At 67.5% G+C, this 11,907-nt stretch carries 9 protein-coding genes; 8 read left to right on the top strand and 1 reads right to left on the bottom strand.

Annotated features, from left to right (window positions below):
- From ACFWB0_RS14130 to ACFWB0_RS14095, 8 genes are all read left to right on the top strand, one after another.
- The gene (locus ACFWB0_RS14130; RefSeq protein ID WP_378491075.1) at positions 1-1,110 is read left to right on the top strand and encodes a carbon-phosphorus lyase complex subunit PhnI; all 1,110 of its coding nucleotides are present in this window, start codon (positions 1-3) and stop codon (positions 1,108-1,110) included.
- Positions 1,110-2,963 carry an alpha-D-ribose 1-methylphosphonate 5-phosphate C-P-lyase PhnJ gene (locus ACFWB0_RS14125; RefSeq protein WP_378491074.1) on the top strand — a complete coding sequence of 618 codons (1,854 nt, stop codon included), beginning with the start codon at positions 1,110-1,112 and terminating at the stop codon, positions 2,961-2,963. Before ACFWB0_RS14130 ends, ACFWB0_RS14125 begins: the two co-directional genes overlap by 1 nt.
- A 2-nt stretch (positions 2,964-2,965) precedes the next feature.
- Complete coding sequence (locus ACFWB0_RS14120; protein WP_378491073.1) at positions 2,966-3,721, top strand: ATP-binding cassette domain-containing protein; 756 nt, start codon at positions 2,966-2,968, stop codon at positions 3,719-3,721.
- On the top strand, positions 3,718-4,959 hold the full coding sequence (locus ACFWB0_RS14115; RefSeq protein ID WP_378491072.1) for an alpha-D-ribose 1-methylphosphonate 5-triphosphate diphosphatase: 1,242 nt from the start codon (positions 3,718-3,720) through the stop codon (positions 4,957-4,959). Before ACFWB0_RS14120 ends, ACFWB0_RS14115 begins: the two co-directional genes overlap by 4 nt.
- Positions 4,960-5,207: 248 nt before the next feature.
- On the top strand, positions 5,208-6,131 hold the full coding sequence (locus ACFWB0_RS14110) for a phosphate/phosphite/phosphonate ABC transporter substrate-binding protein (protein WP_378491071.1): 924 nt from the start codon (positions 5,208-5,210) through the stop codon (positions 6,129-6,131).
- A 30-nt stretch (positions 6,132-6,161) separates the two neighbouring features.
- Positions 6,162-6,992 (top strand): phosphonate ABC transporter ATP-binding protein, encoded by an 831-nt coding sequence (gene phnC, locus ACFWB0_RS14105; RefSeq protein ID WP_378491070.1) that lies wholly within the window; start codon positions 6,162-6,164, stop codon positions 6,990-6,992.
- Entirely contained in the window at positions 6,989-8,707 is a 1,719-nt protein-coding gene (gene phnE / locus ACFWB0_RS14100; protein ID WP_378491069.1) for a phosphonate ABC transporter, permease protein PhnE, read from the top strand. Before phnC ends, phnE begins: the two co-directional genes overlap by 4 nt.
- Positions 8,708-8,740: 33 nt before the next feature.
- Positions 8,741-9,535: an inositol monophosphatase family protein gene (locus ACFWB0_RS14095; RefSeq protein WP_378491068.1), complete on the top strand. Its 795-nt coding sequence runs from the start codon at positions 8,741-8,743 to the stop codon at positions 9,533-9,535.
- Between the two features lie 3 nt (positions 9,536-9,538).
- Here the strand turns inward: ACFWB0_RS14095 and ACFWB0_RS14090 are convergent, their stop codons facing one another.
- Complete coding sequence (locus ACFWB0_RS14090; RefSeq protein WP_378491092.1) at positions 9,539-11,632, bottom strand: copper-transporting P-type ATPase; 2,094 nt, start codon at positions 11,630-11,632, stop codon at positions 9,539-9,541.
- Between the last annotated feature and the right edge of the window lie 275 nt (positions 11,633-11,907).

Below are 11,907 nucleotides of genomic sequence, written 5' to 3'. Positions count from 1 at the left end.
ATGGGATATTCCGGAGCCCGCGGCGGACTCGACGCGATCCTCGCCGCCGAAAGCCTCGTCCGCACCGCGCGTGAAGCCGACAACTCGCCGCGCTTGACCACCGAACAGATCACCGGCCGCATGCGCCTGGCCGTCGACCGCGTGATGGGGGAAGGGTCGCTCTACGACCCCGAGACCTCCGCCGATGCACTCCGCCAGGCGGAAGGCGACGTCATCGAGGCCACGCACCTCGTCCGCGCCCACCAGTCGACCCTGCCGCGACTGGCCGTCAGCGAGCCCGTAGACCCCGACGAGATGACCGTCCTACGCCGCATCGTGCCTGCGTGGCGCACCCCCGACGGTCCTCAATTGCTGGGCCGCACCAGCGACTACACCGGCCGCATGCTCGTCCGTGACGAAGAGCCCGTGCCGCCGACGATCATCGACGAGGCGCCGACTCCCGACCGCACCGAAGCCGAACGCCACCCCAAGCGCTTCTCGGACATGCTGCGCGAAATGGACCTGCTCGCAGACAGTCGACCGATCGACGGCTCCGACCCCGAACCGTTCGACATCTCCCGCCACCCGGCCGCGCCTCCAGCGCCGCGCTCGGCGGTACTTGCGTCGATGGCCCGCGCCGAGACCGGCTCGTTGATCGGCACGTGGTATCGCTCGATCCGCGGCACCGAAGGCAACCTGCACGAGGTCACGCTCGGCGAGGTGCGACACGGCCGTGTCCCGGTGCGCGTCCGGCACCCCCACACCGGAAATGCCTTTTCTGTCGGCGACATTCGAGTCACCGAGTGTGAGGCGATCGAAGACCTCAACGGACCCGACGAGGACCGCGGACGCTTCGATGTCGGCTACGGATTGTGCTTCGGTCACAACGAGCGCAAGGCCATCGCGATGGCCAACCTCGACATCGCGTGCCGCCGTTTCGGCGACACCGGCGGTCTCGAGCAGACCCTGCTGCTCACCACCGACGGCCTCGATTCCTGTGGTTTCCTCGAACACCTCAAGCTTCCGCACTACGTCACCTTCCGCTCGATGATCGACCGGAAGGTCGCCGTGCAGGCCGGCGCCGACGACGCCGCGGACCGCAACACCGAACCTCTCGGAAGGACCTGCTGATGACCGACCTGCTCACCACCCGCGACACCGGCTCGCGCGTCACCCATACCCTCGACGCGATCGACGCCGCCACCCGTGAACGTGGCATCCTCGACGAAGGATCCAAACGCGAGATCCGCCGCGCAACACTGACTGCCGTGTGCGTTCCCGGATACCTGACCCCGTTCGGATCCCGCGAGATGCCCGTCGCCCGCGGCTGGGGCTCCGGCGGCCTGCAGGTCACGCTCGGCCTCGTCGGCGGCACCGATGTCGTCAAGGTCATCGACCAGGGTGACGACGATGGCGTCAACGCCACGAACCTGCGACGCCTGATCGAGTCGAGCGAGAAGTGTGCCTCCACCAAGGACACCCGCGAGTCGACGATCATCCAGTCGCGGCACCGGATCCCCGAGGAGCCGATGACCGAGGGGCAGATCCTCGTCCTGCAGGTTCCCAACTCGGAACCTCTTCGAGCCGTGCAGAAGTCGGTCACCGAATGCGCCCGTATGCATGCCGAGGCCGACTACTCGATGATGTGGGTCAGCCTCTACGAGGACCTCGTCCGCAACGGCGTCATCACCAAGACCACCGGCTACCCGGTGCTCGTCGACGGCCGGTACGTGATGATCACGTCGCCGATCCCGCGATGGGACGTTCCGCGCCTGAACAATTCACCGCACCTGACCCTGCTCGGTGCCGGACGTGAGAAGCGCATCTTCGCGGTACCGCCCTACACCCCGGTGCAGCCGCTCACGTTCGACGATGTCCCGTTCGAGGTCGAGGGCAGCGACGAACAGATCTGCGTGCGCTGCGGCTCGTCCGACACGTTCCTCGTCGAGGCATCGCCCGGACGCATGATGTGCAGCGACGTCGAGTGGTGCACTCGCGTCGTCGACGCCGACATCGACGAGGCACTCCACGATGCGTATTCCCCCGTGCAGTTCCTGCCCGACCCGCAGCGCCGTGTCCGCGCCGCGAATGCGGTGACCCGCCGCGACCCGGCCGAACTCACCGACCGCCCCGTGCCCGCGCACCCCGACGGCTGGACCCTCGCTGTGCGGGATGTCGGAAAGGTGCACGGCCCCGGTGGCGCCGACGCCGTGCCCGGCACCGGCCCCGACACGGGTACCGCGATCAGCCCGGTCACCGGCGCCGTCGTCGCCGCGTGGGACGTGAGCTTCGACGTCGCCCCCGGCGAGGCCCTCGGCCTGATCGGCGAATCCGGCTCGGGCAAATCGACCGTGCTGCGCTGCTTGATCGGCGACGACAAGGCCACACATGGCTCGATGTTCCTCACCACCGTCGGAGGTGGCACCACCGACGTGTTCACCCTCGACGACACCGAGCGACGCGCGCTGCGCATCGACACCCTCGGACTCGTGCACCAGAACCCCGCCGACGGACTCACGATGACGGTCTCTGCAGGCGGCAACATCGCCGAGCGTCTCACCGCGGCAGGCTGGCGCAACTACTACGAGATCCGCGACCGCGCAGCGTATCTCCTGGAGAAGGTCGAAGTGCCCCTCGACCGCATGGACGACCCCGTCCACACCTTCTCCGGCGGCATGCGTCAACGAGTGCAGATCGCGAAGGCACTCGCGACCGATCCGCGTGTGCTGCTGCTCGACGAACCCACCACAGGCCTGGACGCGTCGGTCGCGGCGGGTGTCCTCGACCTGCTCCGCAACCTGCTCGCCGAGCGCGACACCGCCGCCGTGGTCGTGAGCCACGACTTCGCGGTCATCGAGGCGCTCACCGATCGCACGCTGGTGATGAATGTCGGACGCGTGGTCGAGACGGGCCTGACCGACCAGCTGTTCCAGGATCCCCACCACCCCTACACTCAGCGGCTCGTTGCAGCCGCCCGGAGGTGACCATGTCCGAGTCCACCACCACCGCAGATCCGGTCCTTACCGTCCGCGACCTGCACAAATCGTTCACCCTCCACACCATCGACGGCCGCACCGTCACGTCGCTGCACGGCGTCGACCTCGAGGTCGGCCGCGGTGAGCACGTGGCCCTCGCGGGACCGTCCGGTGCGGGCAAGTCGAGCTTCCTGCGCTGTGTGCACCGCAGTTACCTGCCCGACGCCGGCTCGGTCGTCCTGCACACCGACGGTGGACCCGTCGAACTCACCGAGCTGTCCGACCGGGAGATGGCCCGGCTGCGCGGACGCGAACTCGGCTACGTCTCGCAGTTCCTGTCGGCGCCGCCGCGCACCGCGCCCCTCGAGGTGGTCGCGGCGTCGGCTCGTCGTCGCGGAATGAACCGCGCCGACGCCCGCGACGCCGCTGCCGAAGCGCTGCAGCGACTCTCGCTCGACAAGGCGCTGTGGGACGTCGACTGCAGTGTGCTGTCCGGTGGTGAACGCCAGCGCGTGAACATCGCTGCCGGCACCGTCCACCCACCGCGGCTGCTGCTGCTCGACGAGCCGGTGTCGGCCCTCGACCCGGCCAACCGTGAACGGGCGCTCGAACTCATCGCGTCGCTGTCGGGTTCAGGTGTCGCGGTGCTCGCGGTGTTCCACGATCTCGACGCCATGCACCGTCTCGCGACCCGTGTCGTCCGGTTCTCGGACGGCCACATCGACCGAATCGGATCCGCTACGGACGTATTGGGAGCAGCCGCATGACCGGAACAGAAACCGTCCCGACCGCTGTATCGACCGGCATGTCGTGGACGCTGCAGGCGGCACCGCAGAACTATGTGGTCGGGCACGTCCGGGCGGTGCTGCCCGACCGCGTCCTCGACGACGCGCAGATCGTGGTGCGCGACGGACGGATCGAGGAGGTCGGACCGTCCACTCCCGGAGTGCGACCGGACGTCGACGGCGGTGGTCTGCTGTGTCTGCCGGGCCTGATCGACGTGCACTCCGACGGACTCGAGAAGGAGCGCCTTCCGAGGCCGGGGGTCGAGCTGCCGTGGGCGTTCTCGCTCATGTCGTTCGAAGGCAAGGTGCGTGCGGCCGGAGTGACGACAGTGTTCCACGGTGCGTCGTTCTCCGACCGCGCCACGGCGACCACGGGACGCAGCGTTCATGTGGCGCAGCAGATGTGCGAGTCGATCGAAGACTGGACCACCCGCGACACCGACGCGAAACTCGTCGACCACCGCGTCCTGCATCGCCTCGACGTGCGGTCGGCCGCCGGATTCGCGGCGATGCGTGACGAGTTCGAGCGCCTTGTCGCGGCAGGTGCCGTCACCACCGAAACGCCCGCGGTGATCTCCCACGAGGACCACACCCCGGGGATCGGCCAGTACGCCGACCGCACGTACTACGAGAACCACATCGCCGGGGTCCGCGCCATCTCCGCGGAGGACGCGCGCAAGGTGGTGGACGGTCTGGCGGCCGAACGTGACGCAAACGCCGGGATCCGTGACGAAACGATGGGCTGGCTGGCCGAGCAGTCCCGCAACGGTCTCGCCCGTGTCTTCGGACACGACCCCGAATCGGCCGTGGAGATCGCCGATCTCGCCGCACGCGGCGGCAATGTCGCCGAGTTTCCCACGACCGTGGAGGCGGCGCGGGAAGCACGCAATCGAGGCATGTCCGTCGTGATGGGCGGACCGAACGTGCTGCGCGGACGCTCCCATTCGGGCAACGTGTCCGCCGGTGAACTCGCCGAGCTGGGTCTGGTGACGGCGCTGGCGTCGGACTACCTGCCGTCGTCGCTGCTCGGTGCAGCATTCGCGCTCGCCGACGGGTATATGACATTGCCTGCCGCCGTGTCGCTCGTCACGAGTGGTCCCGCAACGGCGGTCGGGCTCGCCGACCGGGGCGCACTGAGCACCGGGCAGCGCGCCGACCTCGTCCTCGTCTCGTTCGAACACGGTCACCCGGTGACCCGTTCGGTACTACGCGCATCCTGACATTCCGGCCCTGCACCGAATCGGTGTGGGGCCGGTCTCGTCTCGGGCGGACAGGCCGCCGGGAACGTCTTCTGCTCGAGGTCGGGAGTTCATCTCGGGTTGGGGGATTCGATACACCGTACCGACAGTCTGGACTCCGACGATGCCGCCACGGTGTCGCCCCCTCGTGTCCCGACCCGCTTCCGCGGGTTCGACAAGGAGCTTTTCTACATGCGTATCTCTCATTCCCGATCCCTCGTAGGGGTGCCATGGCAGCTGCGGCGACGCTCGCCCTGTCCGCGTGCGGCTCGAGTGCCGACGAAGACAGCTCGGCGGGCGCGACCGGAAGCGAGGGCACCCCGGAGACATTGGTTCTCGCGTCCATCCCGAGTGAGGACAGCACGAGCCTGCAGCAGGAGTTCGCACTCATCCAGCAGGTCATCGAGGACGAGACCGGCATCCCGGTCGAGTTCCAGAACGCCACCGACTACGCGGCCGTCATCGAGGCCCAGCGCGCAGGCAAAGTCCATATCGGTCACTACGGCCCGTTCTCCTACGCCACGGCGAAGGACAGCGGCGTGCCGGTGCAGCCACTGGGTGTGTTCGCCGACAGCCCCGATGAGGAGCCCGGCTACCGGTCGTATGCCCTCGTGCCCGCGGGATCCGATATCCGTTCGCTCGAGGACTTCCGGGGCAAGACGGTGTGTTTCGTCGACCCCACCTCCACTTCCGGGTATCTCTACCCGTCTGCGGGCCTGCTCGAGGCCGGCGTCGACCCCGAGGCGGACGTCACCCCGATCTTCGCGGGCGGGCACGATGCATCCGCGCTCGCAGTCAAGAGCGGTCAGTGCGACGCAGGCTTCGCCTTCGACACGATGGTGACCGAGACCCTCGTCGAGAAGGGTGATCTCGCTGAGGGCGACCTCGACGTGATCTGGGAGTCCGAGATGATCGCGGCCAGCCCGTCGGCCGTGCTGACCACGCTGCCGCAGGATCTCATCGACCAGCTCACCGACATCTACGCCACCAAGCTCACCCGCCCGGCGCTCGTCGAGGCAGGCTACTGCGCCGGCGAAGACGAGTGCGAGCTTCCCGAGGGCACCGAATACGGATTCATCCCCGTCACCGACGACTTCTACGACGGTGTCCGCAAGGTCTGCGAGATCACGCAGTCCCCTTCCTGCGCAAGCTGACCCGATCCCCTCGAAAACCTGGAGTCCGACATGACCGACCCCGACCATGCGCGCCTCGGCGCATCCATCGACAAGATCCTCCGGCCCACCATCGAACTCGATCACGTCAGCAAGGTGTTCGCACCGGATCTCCGGGCGCTCGACGATGTGTCGCTGACGGTCTATCCCGGGGAAGTGGTTGCGCTGCTGGGCCTGTCGGGGTCGGGTAAGTCGACTCTGCTGCGTCTGCTCGACGGCCTGCATCTGCCCACCTCGGGTGCTGTGCAGGTCCTCGGGCGTGATGTCGGCACTGCCCGCGGTCGTGAACTGCGGGACTTGCGACGCAAGGTGGGCTTCGTATTCCAGCAGTTCCACCTCGTCGGCAACATGTCGGTGCTGGAGAACGTGTGTTCCGGCGCCCTCGGATCGCTGCGCGGGCCGCGGTTCGGTCTCATGATGTATCCGAAGGCCGTGCGGCTGGCGGCCATGGAGCAGCTCGACCGTGTCGGTCTCGCCGACCGGCCGTTTCAGCGCGCCGATACCCTTTCCGGTGGTCAGCAGCAGCGTGTCGCGGTGGCGCGCGCACTCATTCAGAAGCCGAAGATCCTCCTCGCGGACGAGCCGGTCGCATCGCTCGATCCCGAATCGTCGGCACAGGTGATGGCGCTGATCTCGCAGATCGCGTCCGAAGACAACCTGACCGTGCTGTGCAGCCTGCACCAGGTCGATCTCGCACTGTCGTGGGGGCATCGCCTCGTCGGGCTGCGTGGCGGGCAGGTCGTGCTCGACAAGCCCGTGTCGACGATCGACCGGAGCGAGACCATGAGCATCTACTCCGCCGTCGAACCGGTCGTGTCCGCGCAGGCCGCCGCGAACCGATGACGATCACCGCCCCACCGCATGCCAGGACTCTCCCGCGCCCCACGTGGCAGACCATCAGTGTGCAGGTCATTCTGTTGGGGCTGTTCGCAGCAGCGCTCTGGTCGATCGCGTCACTGAAGATCAACGTCGCGACGATCATCGACAGTATCGGCAACGCAGCGGATTTCCTGTCGCGGATCTTCCCGCTCGACTTCCCTCCCATCGGTGAGCTCGCTGCAATGACCGGGCAGACCCTGGGCATCGTGCTCCTCGCCACGGTGTTGGCTGTGGTGCTGAGCATTCCCGTCGCGCTGGGCGCCGCCCGCAATACGGCACCCCGCACCGTGCTGCGGATGCCCGCCCGCACCGTCATCGTCGTCACCCGCGCCATTCCCGAACTGGTGCTGGCGATCCTGTTCCTGCGCCTGTTCGGGCTCGGCGCGATCGGTGGCATCCTCGCCCTCGGTATCCACTCGATCGGCATGATCGGCAAGTTGTACGCCGATGCGATCGAAGACACCGACCCCGGCCCGCGCGACGCGCTGCGGGCCGCCGGTGCGACGTGGTGGCAGCAGATCACCGGTGGTGTGCTGCCGCAGGTGATGCCGGTGATCGTCGCCACGGCCCTGCACCGGTTCGACATCAACCTGCGCGCCTCGGTCATCCTCGGCTATGTCGGCGTGAGCGGTATCGGCCTCGAACTGTCGGCCGCACTGCGCACCATGAACTATCAGCGCGGCATGGCACTCGCACTGTTCATCGTGGCCTTGTGCGTCATCGTCGAACTGGTTTCCGGTGCTCTCCGCCGAATGGTGCTCGGCGACAAGGCGCCTGCGCGCCGTGGCCTGTACACGCGTCTTCGGGATCGGGTGTCGAAGGCGCAGGGAGGCTGGGTCGATCGGAAGCCGGGCAGCGTGCAGGCACCGACTGCACTGCGTACCGTCGACGGTCGATACCGGATCAGTCCGCCGTGGACCGGCGAACGCATCGCTCGCACCGTGTACGCCGCGCTGTTCGTGCTGGCACTGCTGGTGTCGCTGTGGGCGGCCGAGATCGATTTCTCCCGCATGGCCGAAGGTTTCGGATCGATGTGGAACACTCTCGGACTGTTCTTCCCGCCCGGGACGGGTGGCATCGGAGACGAGCTGTGGAAGCAACTGATCGTCACCTTGCAGATCGCGCTGGCCGCCACCTTGATCGGCCTGATCTTCGCGATCCCCGTGGGCCTGCTGGCGGCTCGCAACGTCGCCCCCACCCCGGGTATTGCGAAGGGGTTCCGCATGTTCATCGTGATCGTTCGCGGCATCCCGGATCTGATCCTCGCGATCATCGTCATCGTCGTCACCGGCCTCGGTGCCACCGCGGGCGCGATCGCCTTGTCCGTCGGCGCAATCGGGTTGCTCAGCAAGCTGATCGCCGACTCGGTCGAAGAGACCGACATCCGTGTGCAGCAGGCGGTGGTCGCCGGTGGCGCGACACGGATGCAGGTGCTCATCGCCGCGACTGTCCGGCAGTCGGGGCCTGCGATCATCGCGCACCTCTTCTATCAGCTCGACACCAACATCCGTGCCGCAACACTTCTCGGTGTCGTCGGTGCAGGTGGACTGGGCTTCTACCTGATGAACGCGGCCCGCGTCATGCAGTTCGACGTGGTCACCATGATCGTGCTGATGATCTTCGCGGTGGTCCTGATCGTGGAGGGCCTCGCCATCTGGGTCCGCAAGGTCGTGTCCTGATTCCCCGCTATTCCCGACAACTGGAGAAAACGCATGACTCTCACCGACTCCGACCGCACCGCCGCCGGCCGCATGCTCACCGCCGCGTCCGACGCCGCCCTCACCGCATACCGCGACGCCGTCGCGAAGTATTCGAGGGAGAAACTGAAGTCCATTGCAATGGACGGCGCCGACGGAACACCGACGATGTTCATCGACGTCCTCGTCGAAGACGCCATCATCTCCGCGGCGACGGCAGCGGGCGCGAACGTGCTGTCGGAGGAACGGGGGTGGATCGACGTCGGCTCGGCCATCACCCTCGTCGTCGATCCCGTCGACGGTTCCGCCAATGCTGCGGCGGGAATTCCGTTGGCGTGCTTCAGCGCAGCTGCGGTGATCGACGGTGAATTCACCGAGGCGACGACGAGCTGGCTGCACACCGGCGAGACCTGGTGGGCGTCGCGCAGCGAATCGGCGTTCCAGACGAGCGGATGCACGTCGTTGGCGTCGGCCGCGGTCTCGATGCTCCGTCCGCACGAACGCAACCGCGATGCCTGGTGGCGTGTCGCGGAGACTGCCACCCGCATTCGCATTCTCAGCTGCAGCACCCTCGAGTCGGTGTTCGTCGCGACCGGGTCGACCGATGCCTTCGTCGACGCGGGCAGCGACACCCACCGCCTGATGGACATCGCCGCGGCGGTCGTTCAGGTCGAGGCGTCCGGCGGTGCGGTGATCGACGCGTACGACCGCCCCATCGAGTTCGGTACGGATCTGACCAAGCGTTGGAGCGGAATCGTCGCGGCTACAACGGATCTCGCGGACGGACTGCGTGCCGCCATCCAGGGGTAGTCGTCAGAATTTCTTTGCACGCAGGCGCAGCGCGTTCCCGATGACGCTGACCGACGACAGGGCCATCGCAGCGGCCGCGACGATGGGCGAGAGCAGGATGCCGAACGCCGGGTAGAGAACCCCGGCCGCGAGCGGAATGCCGGCCGCGTTGTATGCGAACGCGAACACGAGGTTCTGGCGGATGTTGCTCATCGTCGCCTCCGACAATGCGCGTGCCCGCGCGATGCCGGTGAGATCGCCGTGGAGCAGGGTGATTCCGGCGCTCTCGATCGCGACGTCGGTGCCGGTGCCCATCGCGATGCCGACGTCGGCCGCGGCGAGGGCGGGTGCGTCGTTGACGCCGTCGCCGGCCATCGCGACCACCCGGCCTTCGTCGCGGAGTCGCTGTACCACGTCGCTCTTCCCGTCGGGCAGGACTTCGGCTTCGACGCGGTCGATGCCGAGCGTGCGACCCACTGCTTCGGCAGTGGTGCGGTTGTCACCGGTGAGCATGACGACGGTGATGCCGTCGGCGCGCAGTTCCTCGAGCGCTGTCGCGGTGGTGTCCTTGATCGGGTCGGCAATGGCCAGCACCCCGGCAACCGTGCCGTCGACACCGACGTAGATCGCGGTGGCGCCGTCACGTCGCAGCTCGTCGGCGCGCTCGCGCAACGACTCCGTGTCGACACCCTCGTCCAGCAGGTACGACGCATTGCCGATGGTCACGCGCCGACCCTCGACCACGCCGACCACACCGCGACCGACGGGCGAATCGAAGTCGGCGACCTCGGGGATGGTGATGCCTGCGTGTTCGGCGGCGTCGACGATCGCGATCGCGAGGGGATGCTCGGAGCCGCGTTCGACGCCCGCGGCCAACCGCAGGACGTCATCGTCGGTGTGGCCGTCGGCGGCGACGATCTCGGTGACCGTGGGCCTGCCTTCGGTGAGGGTGCCGGTCTTGTCGACGACCAGGGTGTCGACCTTCTCCATGCGTTCGAGCGCTTCGGCGTTCTTGATGAGCACGCCGAGCCCGGCGCCGCGTCCGACACCGACCATGATCGACATCGGAGTGGCGAGCCCGAGAGCGCAGGGGCACGCGATGATCAGCACCGACACGGCAACCACCAGCGCGTAGGTGAGCGACGGCGACGGGCCGACGAGCGCCCACACGATGAACGCGACCACCGCGATCGCGATCACGGCGGGAACGAACCACGCTGCGACGACGTCGGCGAGCCGCTGGATCGGTGCGCGCGTGCGCTGCGCCTCGGCGACCATCGCGACGATCCGCGAAAGCACCGTGTCGCTGCCGACCTGCTCGGCGCGGAGGACGAGGCTGCCGGTGCCGTTGACCGTGCCACCGATGACGTTGTCGCCGGTCTGCTTGGTGATCGGCATGGATTCGCCCGTCACCAGTGCTTCGTCGACGGACGAGCGCCCGTCGACGACGACACCGTCGACCGGGACCTTCTCACCGGGCCGCACCCGCAGGCGATCTCCGATGTGGACGTGTTCGAGGGGGATGTCGTGTTCGGAGCCGTCGTCGTCGATCCGTCGGCCGGTCTTCGGCGTGAGATCGAGCAACGACTTGATTGCGCCGGACGTCTGCTCACGCGCACGCAGTTCGAGAACCTGGCCGAGCAGGACCAGCGTCGTGATCACCGCGGCGGCCTCGAAGTACACCGCGACGGAGCCGTCCATCTGACGGAACTCGCCGGGGAAGATACCGGGCACGAGTGTCGCGACGACGCTGTACAGCCAGGCCACGCCGGTGCCCATCGCGATGAGCGTGAACATGTTGAGCGAACGCGCGCGGATCGAATTCCAGCCGCGGACGAAGAAGGGCCATCCTGCCCACAGCACGACCGGGGTGGCAAGGACGAACTGGATCCACGTCGACACCTTGGGCGGCACGACGTCGTGGAGCGCGGGGAACAGATGTGCGCCCATCTCGAGGACGAACACCGGCAGGGAGAGCGCAAGCGCGACCCAGAACCGTTTCGTCATGTCGGCGAGCTCGGGGCTCGGGCCGGTCTCGGCCGTCACGACCAGGGGTTCGAGGGCCATGCCGCAGACCGGGCATGAGCCCGGCCCCTGCTGCCGGACCTCCGGGTGCATCGGGCAGGTGTATTCCGCCGCATCGTCGGTGGCGAGGGCGCCACGGGGTTCGGTGTGGTGATGCTCCGCGTGGTTGTGCTCCGTGTGATGGTGCTCGTCCATGGCTTCCAAGCTATACCCCTTGGGGGTATATGTCACGGAAGGGTTCGTCGGGTATTCGGAGAGTTCTCCGCGGTAGTGATGCACGCTGTGTGGGGATCGTGGTGCGGTGCCGACCCCGACATCACTACGGTGTACTCCTTGGGGGACGAACGAAAGGACGCAACTGTGGACGA

It is taken from the genome of Rhodococcus sp. NPDC060086, assembly GCF_042730275.1.
Lineage (GTDB): Bacteria > Actinomycetota > Actinomycetes > Mycobacteriales > Mycobacteriaceae > Rhodococcus.
The sequence above is the reverse complement of the archived record's forward strand: the minus strand, read 5'-3'. Positions and strand labels throughout refer to the sequence as shown.

Excerpts from the sequence above, each read along its gene's own strand:
- ACFWB0_RS14130 (WP_378491075.1), top strand. The coding sequence starts at position 1 with ATGGGATATTCCGGAGCCCGCGGCGGACTCGACGCGATCCTCGCCGCC.
- ACFWB0_RS14110 (WP_378491071.1), top strand. The coding sequence starts at position 5,208 with ATGGCAGCTGCGGCGACGCTCGCCCTGTCCGCGTGCGGCTCGAGTGCC.
- ACFWB0_RS14120 (WP_378491073.1), top strand. The coding sequence starts at position 2,966 with ATGTCCGAGTCCACCACCACCGCAGATCCGGTCCTTACCGTCCGCGAC.
- phnE (WP_378491069.1), top strand. The coding sequence starts at position 6,989 with ATGACGATCACCGCCCCACCGCATGCCAGGACTCTCCCGCGCCCCACG.
- phnC (WP_378491070.1), top strand. The coding sequence starts at position 6,162 with ATGACCGACCCCGACCATGCGCGCCTCGGCGCATCCATCGACAAGATC.
- ACFWB0_RS14095 (WP_378491068.1), top strand. The coding sequence starts at position 8,741 with ATGACTCTCACCGACTCCGACCGCACCGCCGCCGGCCGCATGCTCACC.
- ACFWB0_RS14090 (WP_378491092.1), bottom strand. The coding sequence starts at position 11,632 with ATGCACCCGGAGGTCCGGCAGCAGGGGCCGGGCTCATGCCCGGTCTGC.
- ACFWB0_RS14125 (WP_378491074.1), top strand. The coding sequence starts at position 1,110 with ATGACCGACCTGCTCACCACCCGCGACACCGGCTCGCGCGTCACCCAT.
- ACFWB0_RS14115 (WP_378491072.1), top strand. The coding sequence starts at position 3,718 with ATGACCGGAACAGAAACCGTCCCGACCGCTGTATCGACCGGCATGTCG.